This window comes from Sporosarcina sp. Y1011, from assembly GCF_057669885.1.
The window spans coordinates 354,789-376,369 of record NZ_JBYHFP010000003.1 but is presented as its reverse complement, the minus strand read 5'-3'; the positions used below and the strand labels follow the sequence as shown (position 1 = coordinate 376,369).

20 protein-coding genes and 1 other annotated feature are annotated in these 21,581 nt (G+C 40.9%); of the genes, 14 read left to right on the top strand and 6 right to left on the bottom strand.

Going from position 1 to position 21,581, the window contains the following annotated elements; all coding sequences use genetic code 11:
* Positions 1-15: 15 nt before the first annotated feature.
* Positions 16-198, bottom strand: a complete 183-nt coding sequence (locus AC25Y5_RS06095; RefSeq protein ID WP_488139538.1) for a DUF2929 family protein — start codon at positions 196-198, stop codon at positions 16-18.
* Between the two features lie 186 nt (positions 199-384).
* On the opposite strand from AC25Y5_RS06095, the gene AC25Y5_RS06090 reads away from it, so the two are divergent.
* From AC25Y5_RS06090 to AC25Y5_RS06080, 3 genes are all read left to right on the top strand, one after another.
* Positions 385-1,317, top strand: coding sequence for a beta-ketoacyl-ACP synthase III (locus AC25Y5_RS06090; protein WP_488139537.1), 933 nt, complete (start codon positions 385-387; stop codon positions 1,315-1,317).
* Positions 1,318-1,395: 78 nt separating this feature from the next.
* Positions 1,396-2,631: a beta-ketoacyl-ACP synthase II gene (gene fabF, locus AC25Y5_RS06085; RefSeq protein WP_488139536.1), complete on the top strand. Its 1,236-nt coding sequence runs from the start codon at positions 1,396-1,398 to the stop codon at positions 2,629-2,631.
* Positions 2,632-3,478: 847 nt separating this feature from the next.
* Complete coding sequence (locus AC25Y5_RS06080) at positions 3,479-3,703, top strand: YuzI family membrane protein (RefSeq protein WP_488139535.1); 225 nt, start codon at positions 3,479-3,481, stop codon at positions 3,701-3,703.
* Here AC25Y5_RS06080 and trpS read toward each other — a convergent pair.
* Both trpS and AC25Y5_RS06070 read right to left on the bottom strand, forming a co-directional pair.
* On the bottom strand, positions 3,654-4,640 hold the full coding sequence (trpS, locus tag AC25Y5_RS06075) for a tryptophan--tRNA ligase (protein ID WP_488139534.1): 987 nt from the start codon (positions 4,638-4,640) through the stop codon (positions 3,654-3,656). The two genes, AC25Y5_RS06080 and trpS, sit on opposite strands and share 50 nt — an antisense overlap.
* 48 nt (positions 4,641-4,688) lie before the next feature.
* Positions 4,689-4,945: a binding site (T-box leader), on the bottom strand.
* Between the two features lie 59 nt (positions 4,946-5,004).
* On the bottom strand, positions 5,005-5,349 hold the full coding sequence (locus AC25Y5_RS06070) for a DUF3899 domain-containing protein (protein WP_482100228.1): 345 nt from the start codon (positions 5,347-5,349) through the stop codon (positions 5,005-5,007).
* Positions 5,350-5,588: 239 nt separating this feature from the next.
* Between AC25Y5_RS06070 and AC25Y5_RS06065 the strand changes: the two genes are divergently transcribed.
* The 10 genes from AC25Y5_RS06065 (at position 5,589) to pepF (ending at position 18,515) form a co-directional block, all read left to right on the top strand.
* On the top strand, positions 5,589-7,298 hold the full coding sequence (locus tag AC25Y5_RS06065; RefSeq protein ID WP_488139533.1) for a peptide ABC transporter substrate-binding protein: 1,710 nt from the start codon (positions 5,589-5,591) through the stop codon (positions 7,296-7,298).
* A gap of 168 nt (positions 7,299-7,466) precedes the next feature.
* Entirely contained in the window at positions 7,467-8,396 is a 930-nt protein-coding gene (opp3b, locus tag AC25Y5_RS06060) for an oligopeptide ABC transporter permease (RefSeq protein ID WP_488139532.1), read from the top strand.
* Complete coding sequence (gene opp3C, locus AC25Y5_RS06055; RefSeq protein WP_488139531.1) at positions 8,396-9,415, top strand: oligopeptide ABC transporter permease; 1,020 nt, start codon at positions 8,396-8,398, stop codon at positions 9,413-9,415. Before opp3b ends, opp3C begins: the two co-directional genes overlap by 1 nt.
* Positions 9,416-9,429: 14 nt before the next feature.
* A complete protein-coding gene (locus tag AC25Y5_RS06050) occupies positions 9,430-10,494 on the top strand; it encodes an ABC transporter ATP-binding protein (protein WP_482103807.1) in 1,065 nt (354 codons plus the stop codon).
* The gene (locus AC25Y5_RS06045; protein ID WP_488139530.1) at positions 10,494-11,417 is read left to right on the top strand and encodes an ABC transporter ATP-binding protein; all 924 of its coding nucleotides are present in this window, start codon (positions 10,494-10,496) and stop codon (positions 11,415-11,417) included. Before AC25Y5_RS06050 ends, AC25Y5_RS06045 begins: the two co-directional genes overlap by 1 nt.
* Before the next feature lie 981 nt (positions 11,418-12,398).
* Positions 12,399-13,604: a putative glycoside hydrolase gene (locus AC25Y5_RS06040; RefSeq protein WP_488139529.1), complete on the top strand. Its 1,206-nt coding sequence runs from the start codon at positions 12,399-12,401 to the stop codon at positions 13,602-13,604.
* A 426-nt stretch (positions 13,605-14,030) separates the two neighbouring features.
* Complete coding sequence (gene spxA / locus AC25Y5_RS06035) at positions 14,031-14,426, top strand: transcriptional regulator SpxA (protein ID WP_482100600.1); 396 nt, start codon at positions 14,031-14,033, stop codon at positions 14,424-14,426.
* Between the two features lie 251 nt (positions 14,427-14,677).
* Entirely contained in the window at positions 14,678-15,346 is a 669-nt protein-coding gene (gene mecA, locus AC25Y5_RS06030; RefSeq protein ID WP_488139528.1) for an adaptor protein MecA, read from the top strand.
* Positions 15,347-15,491: 145 nt separating this feature from the next.
* Complete coding sequence (locus tag AC25Y5_RS06025) at positions 15,492-16,643, top strand: competence protein CoiA (protein WP_488139566.1); 1,152 nt, start codon at positions 15,492-15,494, stop codon at positions 16,641-16,643.
* 54 nt (positions 16,644-16,697) lie between these two features.
* Positions 16,698-18,515 (top strand): oligoendopeptidase F, encoded by a 1,818-nt coding sequence (gene pepF, locus AC25Y5_RS06020; protein ID WP_488139527.1) that lies wholly within the window; start codon positions 16,698-16,700, stop codon positions 18,513-18,515.
* 516 nt (positions 18,516-19,031) lie between these two features.
* Here pepF and AC25Y5_RS06015 read toward each other — a convergent pair.
* The 3 genes from AC25Y5_RS06015 to AC25Y5_RS06005 all read right to left on the bottom strand — a co-directional run bounded on the left by AC25Y5_RS06015 (position 19,032) and on the right by AC25Y5_RS06005 (position 21,022).
* Positions 19,032-19,838: a DsbA family protein gene (locus AC25Y5_RS06015; RefSeq protein WP_488139526.1), complete on the bottom strand. Its 807-nt coding sequence runs from the start codon at positions 19,836-19,838 to the stop codon at positions 19,032-19,034.
* The gene (locus tag AC25Y5_RS06010; protein WP_488139525.1) at positions 19,835-20,227 is read right to left on the bottom strand and encodes a globin domain-containing protein; all 393 of its coding nucleotides are present in this window, start codon (positions 20,225-20,227) and stop codon (positions 19,835-19,837) included. Before AC25Y5_RS06010 ends, AC25Y5_RS06015 begins: the two co-directional genes overlap by 4 nt.
* Positions 20,228-20,332: 105 nt before the next feature.
* Positions 20,333-21,022 carry a lytic transglycosylase domain-containing protein gene (locus AC25Y5_RS06005; RefSeq protein ID WP_488139524.1) on the bottom strand — a complete coding sequence of 230 codons (690 nt, stop codon included), beginning with the start codon at positions 21,020-21,022 and terminating at the stop codon, positions 20,333-20,335.
* Between the two features lie 157 nt (positions 21,023-21,179).
* On the opposite strand from AC25Y5_RS06005, the gene AC25Y5_RS06000 reads away from it, so the two are divergent.
* Positions 21,180-21,569 (top strand): UPF0738 family protein, encoded by a 390-nt coding sequence (locus tag AC25Y5_RS06000; RefSeq protein ID WP_488139523.1) that lies wholly within the window; start codon positions 21,180-21,182, stop codon positions 21,567-21,569.
* Positions 21,570-21,581: the final 12 nt, after the last annotated feature.

Below are 21,581 nucleotides of genomic sequence, written 5' to 3'. Positions count from 1 at the left end.
GATGGTTTTTGTTGATCAATTATCTGCAACTTCGCCGTTTGGTAAAGCTTCACCCAAGATGATGACGACTACACCAACGATTAAAGAAACAACCACACCTGACATGAAGTCAAATGGTACGTTGGCAATTGCACCAGTTACATAGTTCAACATTGTGATTAAACAGAAAGACCAGAAAAATGTCATTACGTATCTCATCGAATTCACCTCTACATTACTATTTCATTATTTATCATAGCACAGCAAGTGCATTGGAGAAACTATTTTCCGTGGAATCAGAAGTTTATTTGGCGAAAAAGTGTCAGCGGGTTGAAAAATCGGCCTGTTTCTTTTATAGTTAAGAGCAGGTACTAACAATAGATGATAAAGAGCGGGGGATGCGAAATGAATGCTGGTATATTAGGCATGGGTAAATACGTGCCAACACAAGTTTTAACGAATGCGGACCTTGAGAAGCGTTTAGATACATCAGATGAATGGATACGTACAATGACAGGCATCGAAGAAAGACGAATTGCAGATGATTCAACGAATACTTCCCATATGGCCTACAATGCCGCAGTGGATGCGATTGAAAAAGCGGGAATTAAGCCAGAAGAAATCGGACTCATCCTTGTGGCTACAGTAACACCGGATAGACCGTTTCCTTCTGTATCCGCCATGCTTCAAGAACAGTTAGGCGCAACACATGCAGCAGCAATGGATGTTTCAGCGGCATGTGCAGGTTTCATGTATGGTATTGTAACTGCGAAACAATTCGTCGAGTCGGGAACATATGATTATGTACTCGTTGTTGGTGTTGAAAAACTTTCAAAAATCACCAACTGGGAAGACCGCAATACCGCGATTCTTTTCGGAGATGGAGCGGGAGCTGCTGTCATCGGAAAAGTGAGTGAAGGACGTGGAATTCTGTCATTCGAACTTGGTGCAGACGGTAGTGGTGGTAAACATCTTTACCAGGATGAAAAACTTGTCATGAATGGCCGCGAAGTATTCAAATTTGCTGTTCGTCAAATGGGAGAAACGGCTGAAAATGTTATTGAAAAAGCGGGTCTTCAAAAAGAAGATGTTGATTTCCTCATTCCGCATCAAGCAAATATCCGAATTATGGAAGCATCTAGACAACGACTTGGTTTACCAGTCGAAAAAATGTCGAAGACAATTCATAAATATGGTAATACATCTGCGGCATCTATTCCCATTTCACTTGTCGATGATTTAGCTGAAGGCAAAGTAAAAGATGATGATGTCCTTGTTCTTGTTGGATTCGGTGGAGGGTTAACATGGGGAGCTTTATGCATCAAGTGGGGACGTTAAGAATTGGAGAAATACGTTTTAAAATGGTTTGGCAATAACTGATCGAATTATCTTATATAGAGGGGAAGTTTATACGCTATGGAAACAAAACGTGTAGTAGTTACAGGAATTGGTGCTGTTTCTCCATTGGGGAATTCCGCTGAGGAGTCATGGAGTGCGGCATTAGAAGGCAAGTCTGGAATTGGACCATTGACAAGACTTGACAGTGATAAGTTTCCTGTAAAAGTAGCAGCAGAAGTTAAAGACTTCGATATCGAAACGTACATCTCGAGGAAAGATGCACGTAAAATGGACCGATTCACGCATTTTGCGCTTGCATCCTCGATTATGGCGATGAAAGATGCGGACCTGGTACTTGAAGGCGACTTAGCGCTTCGTACAGGTGTATGGATTGGATCAGGCATAGGCGGCATGGAAACACATGAAAAACAGTTTCTAACTTTCCAGGAGAAAGGCTATCGCCGCGTTAGTCCGTTTTTCGTACCAATGATGATACCGGATATGGCAGCGGGCCAAGTTTCCATATACCACGGTGCAAAAGGCATCAATTCATGTACAGTGACAGCTTGTGCATCGGGCACGAACTCAATAGGTGACGCTTTTGAAGTCATCCGTCGGGGTGATGCAGATGTCATGATTACCGGCGGGGCAGAAGCACCGATTACAACAATGGCGGTTGCTGGTTTTTGTGCAAACACAGCTTTATCACTAAATCCGGATCCAGCGACTGCATCACGTCCTTTCGATAAGGACCGTGACGGCTTCGTAATCGGAGAAGGTGCGGGGATTCTCATTCTTGAAGAGTATGAACATGCTGTCGCACGCGGTGCAAAAATTTACGCAGAAATGGTCGGTTACGGTTCGACAGGTGATGCACATCACATAACAGCTCCAGCACCTGGTGGCGAAGGCGGTGCGCGTGCGATGATGGAAGCGATTGAAGACAGCGGCATCAGTCCTGACAAAATCGATTATATCAATGCTCACGGGACTAGCACAGCGTATAATGATGAATTCGAAACAATGGCAGCGAAAACAGTTTTCGGCGAGCATGCCTATAAACTTGCAATGAGTTCAACCAAATCAATGACGGGTCATTTACTTGGTGCGGCAGGCGGATTGGAAGCAATCTTCACAGTGAAGGCGCTACAAGAAGGAATTCTTCCACCGACAACAAATTATGTCAATGCGGATCCTGAATGTGATCTTGATTATGTCACTGAAGGTGCACGTAAAGCCGACATCACTTATGCAATGAGCAACTCTCTTGGTTTTGGCGGACATAACGCTACACTCGTGTTCAAAAAGATATAAATTTAAATGATTGGGCGTCCCTTTTAAAAGGGACGTCTTTTTTTCTTGGTTAGGTATAGGATTCGGTTTATAAACAAAGCGATGGCAATTAACGACAGTATATTTACATGGAGTGAAACGGAGATTCTGCTAATGACGCTTCGGCGCTTTGTGGTGCCTCTCGCGATAAGCCAGAAAGGAGGGCGCTTTCCGTCTTATCGCTTCGGCTACCACTGGACGCGCCTGTGCTGGATGGACTATGTAAGAAAGCGTATTTCGTTATCGGTGATTAGATTGCACCCTATATTATAGTGCGATAAATCGAGTCAATGCATTTAACAACGGTAACCATAGATGGAATGAAACGGAGGTTCTGCTATTACCGCTTCGGCGCTTTGTGGATGCCTCCCGCGATAAGCCGGAAAGGAGATCGCTTTCCGTCTTATCGCTCCGGCTACCACGAAGTCACGCCTTCGCTGGATGGTCTCTTTCAGAAAGCACATTTCGTTATTGGGGATTTGACTTGCAATCTATAGTGCGTCTTTCTCCAATGAAATTAGTATCAAATAGTAATCACATTATAATCTCAGTGCATACATCTCAGAATTACTATTAATAATGTACACTCCAGCGCCGGCGCGGCAAAGGGTAGCCGAAGCCGTGAGACTGGATGCGAAGCGTTAATCAAGGCTCATGGCGAGAGGCCTCCCCAAAGCGCCAAGTGTTCTACAATCCACACTCCGAATTGCCATAACTGTATAAGCCAGCCAGCTATATCTCCAAAATTACTCCACACAAAAGCCCCTCTTTCGTCTAAAAGAGGGGCTTGCAGTCATATAATCAAAGAAAATCAAAAGGACGATGCATAATGACAAGGTTATTCCTATTCCTTATGAGCTATGGACTCATTGTCGTTACAGTTTCAAATATGATTTTCTATTTTAACTACAGATCACTAGGATATGAGTGGTATCAAATATTCTATTTCATTTTACGTACGGCAGATTTTACACTGTTCGTTATTTCCGCAATCGTAATCATTCTTACCGTCTACGTCCGAGCCCCATCGCGGACTCCATCTTACCGAGAGTGACAGACGCAATTGCGTTCGCTTTCTCCGCACCTTTATCCAGAATTTCATCAAGAACAGGTGAATCCAACAATTCATAATATCTTTCTTGAATAGGTGTCAAATGATTAATAACTGCTTCAGCAACACCCGCTTTAAATGCACCGTATCCAAGACCATCGTATTTCGCAACGAGATCGTCGATTGACACGCCAGACAATGCAGCTTCAATTGTTAGCAGATTTGATACGCCGGGCTTATTCTCGATATCGAATGTAACGATGCCTTCTGAATCAGTCACTGCGCCCTTGATTTTCTTTTCAATGTCTTTCGGTGAATCGAGAAGAGAGATGGTTCCCTTTTTATTGGGGTCGGATTTACTCATTTTCTTTGAGGGATCCTGAAGGGATTTGATGCGTGCACCGTTCTTTGGAATCCGGACTTCAGGAATTGTTAAGACCTCGCCGTATCTCTTATTAAAACGTTCCGCCAAATCTCGTGTTAACTCGAGGTGTTGCTTCTGATCATCGCCGACTGGAACGATGTCAGTGTTATACACTAAAATATCAGCGGCCATAAGTGGTGGATATGTCAGCAAGCCAACCGAAACACCTTCTTTGCCTTCTGTCTTATCTTTAAATTGTGTCATGCGCTCAAGCTCGCCGATCGTCGAAATACATTGCATCATCCATCCTGCTTGTGCGTGCGCCGGAACTTCCGATTGGATGAATAATACCGCCTTGGAAGGATCAATCCCGCTTGCAATATAAATTGCAGCTAGAGAACGAATGGTTTTTGCGAGTTCCACCGGATCCTGTTGTACTGTAATCGCATGCTGATCAACAATGCAAAACAGACATTCAAAGTCATTTTGCAACTCTGTAAATTGACGGAACGCTCCAATGTAGTTGCCTAGTGTCACTGTTCCTGTAGGCTGAACGCCTGAAAAAATGGTTTTCATCTTTACATCTCCTCCTCAATCATAAAAAAACATCAGCCGTCCCCGTAAAAAAGGGACGACTGATGTTTGATCAACCGTGGTACCACCCGAATTGCCCGAAGGCCACTCTGATTCCCATAACGCGGGGGACGTGACAAATTTCCACACGGTTCGTTCAATAAATTCAAGCTAAATTGAACGAACTCAAGTGGGTTGACTTGTCAGGCTCAGGATCCCATTCCTTCAGTTTAGTATGCTTGTTTGCACCAACCACAAGCTCTCTGCAATACGAATACTGAAATACTCTTTTCCTTCAAAGCCATTCGCTATAAATGTTATTCACCATTATAAAACGTAATACAAAAGAATGCAATAGGCGAGCTGCTTATAGATAGAAGATAATGAGAGCGATTCCCATTACAGCGAGGATGAGTGCACCAACGCTTAGAAATGAGCCAACATTCCCTGTGAATATTTCTGAAGGTTTTCGCATCGACATGACATCTTCCATTCGTTTCTTAGATGTAAATACTTTTCTCATGCTCACCGTGAATACATCAAAAAAACCGGTTGAAAAAACAAGTGAAACCAAACCGATGAACAATATAATACCACCAATGATGAAAGATGCATTTATATAAGAGAGGAGAGTCATCTCTTTAAAATAGACAAGCATCAAAAGGCTAATTAGGAGATGTGCGATTAGAAAGTTACGAATAATTGTTCTCATAATAACTACCTCGTTCCAAAGTAATGGTAATGGTATATAGAGAAAAAATCAATAGTACAGAAGAAAGTTTATAAATGTTTTATCAAAAAATCCTTCTGTAAGCGTTGTCAATCTAGCATTATAGGAATAATACCTGTGTTAGTACACTATGATATTTTAAAAAGGTATGTACAACTGAAATAATCATAGTATAATAATGAGGTACCTAGTTATCAGATAATTTAGAGGAGGTCATCGATTTGAAAACCCACAAGTTTATGTGGCTAATTAGTATCATGCTTGTACTTAGCGTGTTCCTAGCAGCGTGCGGCGACAAGAATGAAGACGCAGGCACTACAGAACCAGAAAAAGACAAAGAAGACAAAGGAACTACTGGAGAACCTGCTGAAGATGTAGCACAAGTTCTTAATTTGGTTGAATTGGCAGAGATTCCTTCTATTGACTCATCAATTTCAGAAGATGCAGTTGGTTTCAACGTACTGAACAACATCATGGAAGGGCTTTACCGCCTTGACCAAGACAGTCTTCCAGTACCAGCTATGGCAGAAGGCGAGCCAGAAATCAGTGAAGATGGATTGACTTATACATTCAAAATCCGTGATGCACAATGGTCAAATGGAACACCTGTCACTGCACATGACTTCGTTTATGCTTGGCAGCGCGCGATTGATCCTGACACGGGTTCACCTTATGGACCGTACTTGATGGCAGGAATGATTAAAAATGCTACTGAAATCGGCGAAGGGAAAGCAGAAATTGCAGACCTAGGCATTAAAGCTGAAGACGATAAAACACTTATCATTGAACTTGAACGCCCGGTTGCATACTTCCTATCACTAATGTCTTTCGGGACATTCTTACCACTTAACGAAGAGTTTGTAACAGAACAAGGCGACAAATATGCATCTAACTCTGACGCTATGATTTATAACGGTCCATTCACATTAGCTGATTGGGATGGTACAAGCGGTTGGAAATATCTTAAAAACGATAAATATTGGGATGCAGAAACTGTAAAACTTGATGAAATCGTTGTTGACGTTGTCAAAGAAACTGCAACAGCAGTTAAATTATATGAACAAGGCAAGAAAGACCGAGTATTACTTAATGCTGAATACGCAATGCAACATGCTGATAATCCAGACATCGTCAATGAGATGGAAACATCTGTATTCTACTTCAAAATGAACCAAGAACGTGATGGTAAAGCTACGCCACTTGCAAATGCTGACATTCGTAGAGCAATTGCTACAGCGTATAACAAAGAAGAACTTGCAGACGCAGTTCTTGCCAATGGATCTATCGCTGCAAATTTCTTAGTTCCAACTGCTTTCACATTTGACGAAGAAGGAAAAGATTTCCGTGACTACAGCAAGGAATTTGCTGTGTATAACGTTGAAGAAGCACAAGCTTCATGGGCAAAAGGTCTTGAAGCACTAGGAACAGATAAAGTTGAACTTGAAATCCTTGGTGGAGACACTGAAAATGCTAAAAAACAACAAGAATGGTTCAAATCTGAACTTGAAAGAAACCTTCCAGGCTTGACGATCAAACTGAAAGAAGTTCCTTTCGCTGTACGTCTTGAACTTGATGATACAAGTGATTACGATATTCAATCAGCTGGATGGGGCCCTGACTTCCAGGATCCAATCTCGTTCATGGAATTGTTCGTAACAGGAAGCCCACAAAACAAGATGAACTACTCTAATCCTGAGTATGACAAATTGATTGAATCTACAAAAACGACAATCGCAACTGATCCAGTAGCACGTTTTGAAGCTTTTGCAAAAGCTGAACAAATTCTTCTTGAAGATGACGTGGCTATTGCACCTCAGTATCAACGTGGAAGAATGGTTCTTATGAATCCAGCAGTAAAAGATCTTGCTACACATCCATTCGGTGGCGACTATAGCTACAAATGGGCGTACATGGATGCTGCAGAAAAGTAAAAATAACAATTTGTTAGCTTAAAATCTTATAGAAAAGAGAGTATATGGGTATTTCAGACCATGTACTCTCTTTTTCACTGAGATGGAACAAACTAAAAATTCATTTTATCAATTTATTGCAAATAGACTATGTAGTAGGTTTAATACGAATTTCCAGGAGGTATGAAAATGGCAAAGTATATCACAAAACGCGTGATTTATATGTTCCTATCACTATTTCTAATCGCATCATTTACATTTGTCCTTATGAAACTGCTTCCAGGGTCCCCGTTAGCTTCCGCAGAAAAATTATCCATTGAGCAAAGGGAAGTCGTTTATGAGAAATATGGCTTGAACGATCCGATCCCAGTCCAGTACGTCAGGTATATGGGGAACCTTGCAAAAGGGGACTTTGGTGTATCGTTCCAATATAAAAATGCAGATGTCACAACACTGATTGTGAAGAAACTAAAATACTCAGCTATTCTCGGTGCCCAAGCGCTCATTTTCGGTACCTTAATAGGAATCGTTCTCGGGATGATTGCTGCTTTGAAGCAAAACACAGTCTGGGATTATGGAAGTACAATAATCGCAATTCTAGGAATTTCGATACCATCGTTTGTCTTTGCCGTTCTGCTACAATATGTCTTTTCGGTATGGCTTGAATGGCTGCCTGTCGGCCTATGGGAAGGTTGGAAGTCGAGTATTCTACCATCCATCGCACTAGCAATGGGCCCGATTGCCGTCTCGGCAAGGTTCATTCGTACTGAAATGATAGAAGTATTAAGTTCTGATTATATTTTATTAGCGAAAGCGAAAGGCGCAAACTGGTTTGAAATCGCTTTTAAACATGCATTTCGTAATGCGCTTATTCCACTCGTCACGGTACTTGGACCGCTCGCAGCCGGATTATTGACAGGATCACTCGTAGTAGAGCAGATTTTCGCAATTCCAGGTATTGGTGAACAGTTCGTCACATCGATTAGCACGAACGACTTTTCTATCATCATGGGTACGACGATGTTCTTCTCAGTCCTCCTCATTGTGATCATATTAATTGTGGATATACTTTATGGGATTATTGATCCGCGTATCCGTTTGTCTGGAGGTTCCAATTAATGAATAAAAACTTTGATAAATTACCAAAGGATTCGTTTGAACGGATTACGATAGATAGTTCACATGCAGAAAGAATTTCGAAACCTAGTTTGAGTTTCTGGCAAGATGCTTGGCTTCGTATTCGTAAAAATAAAGCAGCTATCGTTAGTATGTTTGTTTTAATCTTTATCGTATTTATGGCATTTGCTGGCCCTTACATGGTTGAACATGATCCAGAGGATGTAAGAGTAGCGCATGCGAGCTTGCCACCGAAAGTTCCAGGACTTGAAAAACTAGGGATTTTCGATGGTGAAGGTAAACTTGGTACAAAAACAGTCAATCTCTATGAACTGAAGAAGGTTGACGAGTATTACTGGTTTGGTACAGATAGCCTAGGACGAGATTTGTTTTCACGTCTATGGCAAGGAACGCAAATTTCTTTAATTATCGCTTTCGTTGCTGCTGTCATTGATGTTGTAATAGGTGTTATTTACGGTGGGATTTCCGGTTATTATGGGGGTCGAACCGATGACATTATGCAACGGGTTGTCGAAGTGTTAATCGGAATTCCAACGCTAGTCATTGTAATACTGATGCTAATGATTATGGAACCGGGAATTTGGGCAATCATTATTGCCATATCGATAACCGGATGGATCGGCATGTCTCGTATTGTCCGCGGCCAAGTCCTTAAGTTTAAAAATCAGGAATTTGTCTTGGCGGCCAAAACGTTAGGTGCAAGTGATAGACGAATTATCAGCAAACACATACTACCGAACATTATGGCGATCATTGTTATCAATATGATGTTTACAATTCCGACTGCGATATTCTTCGAGGCTTTCTTAAGCTTTATCGGGCTTGGTCTTCAAGCGCCAGAAGCGTCTCTAGGAACGCTGATTAATGATGGTTATAAATTCATTCAGTATCAGCCGCATATTTTGTTCTTCCCGGCATTTATTTTGAGTATTCTGATGATCTCGTTCAACTTAATCGGGGACGGAATGCGTGATGCACTTGATCCGAAAATGAAAGATTAAAGGAGGAAAGTGAAATGGAGAAAATTGTTGAAGTGAAAAACCTGGAGCTTTCCTTCCATACGTTTGCAGGAGAAGTGAAAGCAATTCAAGGCGTCAATTTTGAAGTTTACAAAGGGGAGACCCTCGCGATTGTTGGTGAGTCGGGTTCAGGTAAATCAGTAACGACAAAATCTATCATGCGACTGCTTCCTAAATCCAGCACAGAATATAAAAATGGTGAAATCTTATTCGGAGGAAAAGATCTGCTGAAACTTCCTGAAAAAGAGATGCAAAAAGTTCGTGGAAAAGACATCTCGATGATTTTCCAGGATCCGATGACATCTCTCAATCCAACAATGACAATTGGCAAGCAGATTATGGAGCCGTTGTTGAAACACCAAAAGCTTAGTAAATCCGATGCTTGGAATAAATCGATTGAGTTATTGGGCCTTGTCGGCATGCCTCAGCCAGATATGCGCATGAAACAATACCCTCACCAATTTTCAGGTGGGCAACGCCAGCGTATCGTAATCGCTGTTGCACTGGCGTGTAATCCAAAACTACTCATTGCGGATGAGCCAACAACTGCCTTGGACGTAACAATCCAAGCCCAAATTTTAGAGTTAATGAAAGACCTTCAAAAGAAAATCGATACGTCGATTATATTTATCACACATGACCTAGGTGTTGTAGCGAACGTAGCTGACCGGGTAGCGGTCATGTATGGGGGCCGAATCGTTGAAGTAGGAACGGTGGATGAAATATTTTACAACCCGCAGCATCCATATACATGGGGCTTGCTGAGTTCTATGCCATCACTCGATACAATAGACGAAAAACTATATGCGATTCCAGGGACGCCTCCAGATCTGTTGGATCCTCCAAAAGGGGACGCGTTTGCACTGCGTAGTGAATACGCAATGAAGATTGACCTTGAACAGGTTCCGCCTTTATTTAAAGTGAGTGAAACGCATTATGCGGCGACATGGCTTCTACATCCGGATGCGCCTCAAGTGGATCCTCCAGTGGCTGTCATGGAACGGATGAAGAGATTCCCTGGAAGCCGTTATTACGTTGGTAATGCAGGAGGTGACCGTTAATGGCTGAAAAATTAGTAGAAATCAAAAACTTGAAGCAGTATTTCAATCATGGGAAAAAGAACGAAGTGCGTGCAGTTGATGATATTACATTCGACATCTATAAAGGGGAAACACTCGGTCTTGTAGGTGAATCAGGTTGTGGTAAATCAACGACCGGCCGTTCAATCATTCGGCTTTACAATGCGACAGGCGGAGAAGTCATCTATGATGGCGTTGACGTACATGCGAAAAAGTCGCAGAAAGAACTGAAAGAGTTTAATCGGAAAATGCAAATGATATTCCAGGATCCCTATGCTTCATTAAATCCTCGAATGAAAGTGCTTGATATTATCGCCGAAGGGCTCGATATACACGGGCTTGTAAAGAACCCGAAAGAACGTACAGCACGCGTTCACGAGTTGTTGGAAACAGTCGGTTTGAATCGTGAGCATGCGAACCGTTATCCGCACGAGTTTTCGGGCGGACAACGTCAACGTCTAGGTATTGCACGTGCGCTAGCAGTTGAACCAGAATTTATCATCGCGGATGAGCCGATTTCAGCGTTGGACGTATCGATTCAAGCACAAGTAGTTAACTTGCTTAAAGAGCTTCAAGAAGAAAGAGGATTGACGTATCTATTCATTGCGCATGACCTTTCAATGGTAAAGTATATATCAGATCGTATAGGGGTTATGTATTTCGGTAGACTTGTCGAAATTGGACCTGCTGATGTGTTGTATACTGCACCTTTACACCCCTATACACAATCGCTTTTATCAGCGATTCCGTTACCAGATCCAGCTTATGAACGTAGTCGTGTTCGTAAAAGTTACAACCCGAAAGCTCATAACTACAGTGAAGATGAAGAAGTGAGCATGCGCGAAGTATCACCAGGACATTTTGTCCTTTGCTCACAACGTGAATTTGATTCCTTTTCAGTTTAATTAGCTACTAGATCAAACACTGGGCACTACATGTAGAATTGCTATTGGTTCGCTTTGAATTGAACAACTTCTAAAGCGTCAACGAGATGTATTGAGAAGGGGGGATGCGACTTTGTCGCATCCCTCCTTATTTTTTTCGGTAATCGTATGGTAGTTGCTCATTCGTCGCTCTCCAAAGACACTAGTACAATAAGGAGGGCAATGGAAAAGTCCTATTTCCTTCAATCCCGTTGATTTCCGTTCCGAGCGGACGCTTTCCGCGGGCACGGCTTCAGCCTCCTCGTCACTGCGTTCCTGCGGGGTCTTCAGCTCGCGCTGTTCCCGCTGGAGTCGCCGCTCTCCACTACAATCAACTAGTTCATATTTATAATACAGAACTTTCTCAGTGGCCCCACAACTAGTGCCGAAGCTTTGTGGGATGAAAAAATAGATTGCTTCTCATCTAGAGATAAGCGGTCAAAAATACAATTTTGACCGCCCTAACCTTCATCTATAGTATATCTACTTTTAATTTAAGGAACTATTACTTCAAAGCAGAGAATACAATGTACAACGTGCTAGAGTGCCCGAAATTGCACCTTCGGGCACTTACTCTCTTTAATAGAAGTTCATCTATTCTTTTCTTTCAAAGTAACCGCATTTTTCACTTGAATATTGTAGGAACGCGACAGTCAATTAATCACAACAGGATTACCAAAAAGTCTGGCTAGAAGTGACGGAGTCACTTCTAGCCAGACTTGCCCCTCGGTAGTAGTGTCGTATTTAATAAGCCGAAAGCGGGCCGGAAATATTCCAGTGAAAAGTGAATTACTTTAGCCCTTCCGCCAGTATTTCAAGCACATTAACGGTTTATCAACAGGTGTACTACTATATGAAACTAGATTGGTCTTCGACAAGAAAACTGGCAACTCTCTATATATCGCTATTATTCATGTAGTCAATTTGATAGAATGATTGAAAAGAGAGGATGGTTCGATTGTTATGAAAACAAAGATATGGTTACCGGCTATGCTGCTTATTCTAGCAATTGCGCTACCAATCAAGGCGGATGCCGACGAGGTTAAAAAACATGAAGATTTTGCCGAACGCTCTTATGGTTTTGAAGCAATAGATGAGAGTATCGTTGCCTCCTCAACGCTATTCAGCTTTGATTCAGGACTGACATTTGAATACCCGGATGCAATTCGGGGTGTCTACGTAACTGGGCACTCTGCGGGCGGTGAACGTTTTAATTATTTAACAGATTTGCTAGATAAGACAGAACTGAATGCAATGGTTATTGATATTAAAGATGATTTCGGAAACATTACCTATCAACCTGCTGATGATTCACCTTTGAAAGCATTGGGTATTGGTAAACCTTATATTAAAGATCCGCAAATCATGTTAAAGACACTTGAAGAAAAGAAAATTTATCCAATTGCCCGTATTGTTGTATTTAAAGATAGTGTCCTTGCAGAAATGCGTCCGGATTTATCATTCATGGAAGGCGACAGCGTATGGAAAAATGGACGGGGAGAATCATTTGTCAATCCTTTCATGAAGGAAGTATGGGATCACAATGTCAATATTGCCATTGAGGCTGCTAAATTGGGTTTTCAAGAAATACAGTTCGACTATGTTCGTTTTCCAGAAGGCTTTGAAAAACGTCATGATTCATTGAAGTATACATATGAATCCTATGCGGAATCTGAACTCGACCCTGTACAACGCCGTGTAGAAGCAATTACGGAATTCGTTGCCTATGCACGTGAGCAATTGAAACCATATGGCGTCAAAGTATCAGTTGATATTTTCGGTTATGCAGCAACGCTCCCAGAAGCGCCAGGCATCGGACAGAACTTCGGAAAGATATCGGAAAATGTGGATGTCATATCATCTATGATTTATCCAAGTCACTGGACGTCCTATTTTGGTATTAAAAAGCCGGACCTTGAACCTTATAAGTTGGTTTCTGAGTACGCCAAGTTAGAAAATGCAGTGCTTGCTAAGCTTGACAATCCCCCGATATCGAGACCTTGGATACAGGATTTTAGTGCACCATGGCTTGGTTCAGGAAATTACTTGCATTATGGAAAAGCCGAAGTCGATGCGCAAATTAAAGGACTGAAAGATAACGGAATAAACGAGTATCTACTATGGAATGCAGGAAATAAATATTCACCAGGCGTAAATTACAATCCGTGATATACAGAAAATTCAGGAACGCGTTTGAAGTTTCTTGATTTTCTTTCTATTTCATGAAACCTTTACCTCTATTAAGACGTATTATATTAGTGTAGTTAATTAAACGATGAAGCGCTTATTTTCAATTAGCTGTGTTCTAATTGAGAAATAGATTTAATTGAAAGAGAGATGTTTAATTATTTTCCCTTTAGGGTATAACAGTGTAGAGTGCAACACATACTGGTTAATGTTCAACATAAGCCCTTAATGTTGTGGAATTGTGACAATAGTGTATGCTCCGATGAATATTTCTGGAAAAGTGTACTCATCAGTAATGAATATGTGTATAATAGAAAATAGAAGCAGACAGATTAAAGTTATTCTAATTTACTCGTAAAAATATATATCAAAACATTCGAGCCGACTGAAAGGAAGTGTCAGCATATGATGGTTACATTATTTACTTCACCTAGCTGTACATCATGCAGAAAAGCAAAAGCATGGTTAGAGAAACACGAGATTCCGTATACTGAACGTAACATTTTCTCAGAACCATTGAATATTGATGAAATAAAAGAAATTCTTCGAATGACCGAGGATGGAACTGATGAAATTATTTCCACTCGCTCAAAAATATTCCAAAAACTAAATGTTGATGTGGAAAGTCTTCCACTGCAACGTCTGTACGAGCTAATTCAAGAACATCCAGGTCTTTTGAGAAGACCAATCATCCTAGATGAAAAAAGGCTTCAAGTAGGCTATAATGAAGATGAAATTCGCCGATTCCTACCGAGGAAAGTAAGAGCCTATCAGCTGCAAGAAGCGCGGCGCATGGTAAACTAATTAAACCAATAGTGTGAAGCTGATAGGGATTGACATTGCAAAATGCCGTATTCCTATCAGCTTTTTGTGTTTCTCTTGCTTTCCCGGTGGATGTTCTCTACAATGCTATTACTATCAAAATTATTCGTCCTAAGGCGTAACCCTTTCAAATCGTAGAGGACGGTCATATAGTAAGTATAAGCATTGCAGTTTTTTTACACACATTGAAGGGAACTGGACTTGTCTTGTTCCAAGGAAGGGAGAGAAAAGGAATGGAAATAGAGCGCATTAATGAAAATACAGTTAAGTTCTTTCTTTCATATATTGATATAGAAGAGCGTGGCTTTACCCGTGAAGAAGTTTGGTATAATCGCGATAAAAGCGAGGAATTATTCTGGGAAATGATGGAAGAAGTAAACGATGAAGCCGAATTTGAAGTTGAGGGACCATTGTGGATTCAGGTCCACGCGATGAACGGCGGTATTGAAGTGACTGTCACGCGAGCACAATTGTCAGAGGATGGCGAACCATTAGAATCACCATTTACAATGGATGATCCTAAAAAGTTATTTCAACATGGGAAAATGTTTGACGATGATGCGGATGAAAATAATTCGAAAATGTCAGAGATAGACGATATCGCGTACGAGTGGCTTGACAATATGTTCGTATTTACTGATTTTGATTACCTCATTCCATTATCTGTTAAAGCAGCAGACTATGATGTAAAAACATCGCTTTATTCATTTGAAGATAACTACTATCTACATGTGGAATATGATGTCGATACGATGGACGATTCGCGTAAGTCGGATTTGTTTAGCGTAATGTCCGAATTTGGAGACCCATCAAATTTGACAATTCATAGAATTGAAGAATATGGCGACCTCATTATGGACACTGATGTGTTTGCAAAAATACAACAGTACTTTGGAAATTAATAAAATCTCTTAAAGCAGCTACCTACTATTGAACTGCACTCCAATTGTTAGCTCAACCTAACAATTAGAGGTGCAGTTCAACGGGTAGCTTTTTTTGTTTGCGTTTTTATTTGAATTTTCGTACTATTGTATATAAGAGAGGGGGATATCTATTCTTACAGCAAAAACAAGCGAAGGACAAATCGTCGTACTTACAAAGAAATTAGAAAGAGAAAAATTGAGGCAGTGGCGACAGTCACAATTATTCTTTTGCCAACAATGTAATTCACAGGTTCAGTTAAAGGTTGGTGATATTATCATCCCTCATTTTTCACATATGAAAGACGCATCCTGTTCGACCCTTTTTTCTGAAGGTGAATCACAAGAACATTTACGTGGAAAACAGCAATTATATGGGTTTCTGCAACAATACGCGAAAGATGTAGAACTTGAACCCTTTTTGAAAATGCTGACACAAAGACCCGATATTCTTTTAACTACACCAACAGAAACAATACCAATCGAATTTCAATGCAGCACCATTCCGATTGCTGACATTGAATCTAGATCAGATGGCTATCGTAGTATTGGCATGAATCCAATCTGGATTTTGCATACCCCGGCAAAATTCGTGCATGCGCCCGTAGGTATAGGCGTATTTCATTTATCAAAATTTCATGAGAGTTTCTTAACAAATACATCCCCTGAAGGTCTTACACTACTCACATATAACCCCCAAACAGAACGATTTCACTACCTCACTAGTCTAATTTGTATTGCTGGTAAGCGTTATATCGGCATGCATCGGACTTTGCCGTTATCCCTTCAAGTCTTTCCTTTTGCACGCCCAAAAGCACCATCAAAGAATGAAATCAGAAAGTATACAGCAATTTATTTATCCATGCGAACTCAATTTATTCAATCATGCATATTATTGAATAGAAAAGGTGTAAATAATCCTTTTTTAAGAATGTGCTATGAAATGCGTACTTTACCTGCGCATCTTCCGCAATGGATTGGATTACCCGTTCTTTTTAACAATGTATTTAAGGAGCATGATTGTGAATGGCAATTGGCTTTCCTCTATCACATGAGGAGGGAAGGGATTAATATAATGGAAATTACAAATAGCCAGGTCAGAAGATATGTATCCCGATTGAATGGATCGTCAGAGGGACAGCTAAAAGCGTGTCTTGCATACTTGAAATATCTTCGTTTCATTGGCGTTCATTCCATTAAAGATAGTACAGTTATAAGTGAAGAAGAAATTTTTGAGTTGTTATCAGAAAGATTCCTTGCAAAGCGGAGCGAAAATTGAGAAAATAGAATTGATTCGTATCCCGAAATAAAGGGAGAAGGGGGATTAATGAAAATGTCCGAAAACAAAAACAAAGTACTAACGCGTGAGGAAGTAAAAGTAGAGGAGACTTGGCGTCTCGAAGATATCTTTGCTACAGATGAAGCGTGGGAAAAAGAATACACTGAAGTGGAAGCGTTCTCCGGTAAGGCAGAGTCTTATAAAGGGACATTAACCAATGGTGGCGATGCATTATACAATGCTCTAAAATACCGTGACACGCTTTCAGAGAGATTGCGCAGGCTTTACACATATGCGCATCTAAAGACTGACCAGGATACAACTAACAGCTTCTATCAGGCGATGGATAGTCGCGTAAAATCACTCTATGTCAAGGTGTCGACTGCGTTATCATTCTTCCTCCCAGAGCTTCTGTCAATTGATGAAGCTGAACTAAACAAACAAGTAGTTGAACATGAAGAACTGCGTCTTTATAAACAGGAATTCGAAGAAATCAACACACAAAGACCACATGTTTTACCGGCTGAACAAGAAGCACTTCTTGCCCAACTATCGGAAGTGACAGGCAATTCATCAGAGACGTTCAGCATGTTAAACAATGCCGATTTGACATTCCCAATGGTTAAAGACGAAAACGGGGAAGAAGTAGAGTTAACACATGGCCGCTACGTTAGGTTCTTGGAGAGTAACGACCCGCGTGTTCGTGAAGATGGTTTCAAAGCAATGTATAAGAGGTACGGTGAATTCCAAAACACTTTTGCATCGACGCTTTCCGGTAATGTGAAAAGCGATAACGTCAACGCACGCATCCGCAATTATTCATCTGCCCGTGAAGCGGCAATGTCCAACAATCATATACCTGAACAAGTTTATGAAAACTTAGTTTCTACAATCAATAAAAATGTCCACTTATTGCAACGTTATGTGGCACTTCGTAAAAAAGTATTTGGACTTGAAGACCTTCATATGTGGGATATGTATGCGCCTCTCGTCAAGGACGCTAAAATGAAAATGCCCTATGACGAAGCTGCTAAGACGATGCTGGAGAGTTTCCATCCGCTTGGTGACGAGTATGTCTCCATCGTTAAAGAAGGCCTTGAAAACCGATGGGTCGATGTCCGTGAAAACAAAGGGAAACGTTCTGGAGCTTATTCCTCAGGTGCCTATGGAACAAATCCTTATGTGTTGATGAACTGGCAAGATAATGTCAGTAACTTATTCACGCTGGCTCACGAATTCGGACATAGCGTCCATAGTTACTATTCACGTAAAAGCCAGCCATATGTCTACAGTGGATATTCGATTTTTGTGGCGGAAGTTGCGTCAACAGTGAATGAAGCTATATTGAATGATCATCTCTTGAAAACAATTGATGATGAACAAAAACGCATTTACTTACTGAATTATTGGCTCGATGGTTTCAGAGGGACTGTCTTCCGTCAGACCATGTTCGCTGAATTCGAACACTTGATTCATGAGCTTGACCAGCAAGGCGTCGCTTTGACAGCGGAAAAACTGACTGAAGAATATTATGCGCTCAATAAAAAATACTTCGGAGAAGACATGGTTATTGATGAAGAAATCGGCTTGGAATGGGCTAGAATTCCTCACTTCTACTATAATTATTATGTCTATCAATACGCAACAGGTTATAGTGCTGCAGTTGCGCTCAGCAATCAAATTCTTACAGAAGGGGAGCCCGCTGTTGACCGTTATGTAAATAACTTCTTGAAAGCTGGTTCTTCCGATTATCCAATCGAAGTTCTTAAAAAGGCAGGCGTTGATATGACAAGCGCTGCGCCAATTGAAGAAGCATGTCGTGTTTTCGAAGAGAAATTAAATGAATTAGAAGCACTGCTCTTGAAAAAGTAAGTAAAATACAAAAACAGCCTTATCCGCCTATTTTAAAAAGCGGGTAGGGCTATTTTTTATCATAGATTTCGAAAAATATAAAGTAAGCCGCCTTGGTGTAACAGTCAATGTGACGTTCTTGTGAAATTCTTTGTGAATTGTTGATGCTACTATTATCTTGTGATAAGATAAGGATGTGAAATAAATCACATACCAAACATACACCCCTTTTGTTTGAACGTGAACATTTCCCCCATTCCCTTTGATATAGAGCATTCACTCCCCCCCAGGAGTGAGTGCTCTTTTCTGTTGGTGAAAAATGGCGGGCTGAGTTAAAACGAATGGCATTCTTTGAATCGTTATTGTCTGTGAGTGAGATAGTCATGACTTACCTCAAAATATCCATGATCCAATCGTGCTAAATTATAGTAGTTCACACAACTATGAATACTCTTCCAGAAGTCGCAATCCATCCCATTCCCAATCAAAAAAGCATCATCTCCCATAAATTCTGGGGGACGATGCTTGTTTAATGAATTAGCTCTTTTTTTTACGCCATAGTGTTATATCTTGGAAAGAAACGCGTTCAACATGTTGTTGAAGAAGTCGTTTTTTAAGTTCACGCTCAGCGGATTTCTCTGAGATGCTGTAAATGTTGGCAATCTCTATTGTGGAAAGTGTATCGAATCGTTGGAACAAATCCTCTAAAGGTGGAGGGAGATCAGGGAAAACTGGCCCGCCGATCAGTTCTTCCAATATTTGTTCGTACACTTCATAGTCATACAAACCGCTTACTTTCAATCCTTCATCTTCAATGTTTTCATTGAAAAAAACGAAGGTAGGGGCTTTGTCGACTTCCATTTCTTTTGCCATATACAAATCGACTTGTAAAGACCGCAACACATTTTTTGAAGAGAAGTCCTGAATGAATTCGTCGACATCTAAATTTACCTTATTTGCAATTTCAAGGAGTACCGAAAATGATAAGACATTCCTAGATTTCAAAAATGAGTATTCTAGCATTTTGGATAAGAAACGGAAGCCGGCACGTTTACCTTGAAACTCCGCAGTTTTAACAGCAATGCTTGGAAAAGAGGGATGGACTTTTTCACAAGCCAGCTCATCAATGAATTTTTCCTTAGATTGAAGATTCATCTTGGGCAGTGATGTACGCAATGCGATACGCAGTGTAAAGTATCGATCATACTCCACTTGCAGTTTCCGAAGTAAAGGCTGAAGTGACCAGCAATCTCCGCATAACGGGTCGATATAAACATACAACTCGACAGGTCTTTTGCATGAGGAAGGAATAACCGGATTCTCCATCAAATTTCGTCGATTCACGTTATCTCTCCCCCGGTCCTGTTCACCATATGATTGGCAGTCAAGACGAGGCGTTTATAGTAGATATCACGTATTTTTTCATCAAGTTCTACCTCATCCATCGCTTCTGCCATGCAAGCTAACCATGCATCTGCTTGAACTGGAGTAATGGGAAATGGCATATGACGTGCTTTCATCATGGGATGGCCATGTTCTTCAGTATATAAATTGGGTCCGCCTAAATATTGTGTTTGAAATTGTTTTTGTTTGCGTGCTGTTTCTGTCAGGTCGTCCGGGAAAATCGGGTATAGGTCCGGGTGTACGGCAACTTTAGCGTAAAACAGGTCGATAAGTTCCGATAACTTTGTAGCACCGATCTCCTCAAAAGGGATCAAAGGTTTTCGCATCATTCTGTCAATCTCCTTTGCTCTGACTGTACTGATATTCTATCAACCCTTCACTCCTTACACAAATAAATAGCTTGCAGAGTGAAATGGAAATCAAAATTATCATTGTTAAACTTTCAAATAGCCAAGCACTTTTGTGACATATTGCTGTGTTTCTTTGAAAGGAGGAATTCCCCCGTATTTTTTTACGTTACCGGGACCTGCATTGTATGCGGCAAGCGCCAATTCAACATTGCCGTCGAACTGATTAAGCATTTGTCTTAAGTACTTCGCTCCACCCATCACGTTCTGAGCGGGGTCGAAACTATCTTTGACACCCAAGAACTTCGCAGTGCCGGGCATCAGTTGCATGAGTCCCTGTGCGCCTGCATGACTCACAACATTATTGTTAAAGTTTGACTCCTGTTTGATGACAGCAGAAATTAGATTATCCGGTAAATTGTATTTTTTTGCGGCTTGGCCGATAATTTCGCTATAGTTGCCATTAGTTGTAGATGTAGCGGCAATTGGAATAGGCTGCACTTGTTGAGTGGCATCCATTATGGCACTTAGCGTAGAAGGTTTGAAAACGCCATTAATCCCATTATATCTCAAACTTTCAGTTGTATTACTATCTCCAAGTAATGCGGACGTAGAAGTGGATAAGGAGTCCGTTATGGATGTGTCACCCAACATTTCTTCTAGTATCGTATTGAACATAGAGGTTGAAGTATTATTTTGTCCTGCATATGTCTGAACAGCTCCTAGAGACTGGAGTGCATTTATCTCCAATACTGCACGAAATGTGCGCGTATCCATGACGATTTCCCCTTTCCTATGAGGTGTGAGTAATTGCTGGATATCTATCCTTACATATAGTATACCAATTTATGTGGAATAACGCATTTTCTAAACTGCATGCACGTTCTCCATATGATAGAATGTACGTAATGACAGATGAAGGGAAGAAGAAATTATGAACATACAAAATCGAATTCATAGAGCGCGGCGCAACAACGATCAGGTCCTTTTTTTATTGGAAGAAGGTGCTGAGAAACCACAGGGGCTTCCATCAGGGAAGATGATTACAGATTCCGACAACCTTTCGTTTGTGTACCTGTTGGAAGGGGAAGAAGAATACAATCACGTTTATTTCCCTGAGGAAGTATGGCCATTCATGCTAGATGTATTGACAACGGAAACGGATCCGGCAATTTCTTGGCAAGAAGAACTAATTGTACTTCCCGGATTCAGAGATGAACTGTTGATGTTAATTTATAATATTGAGGGTAATGATAACTACGGGGAAGTTTTCTCTACGTCAGTTGAGAAAGCATTTAGTTCGATTCTTCAACAAATGGACTAACAGTTGGGAGGG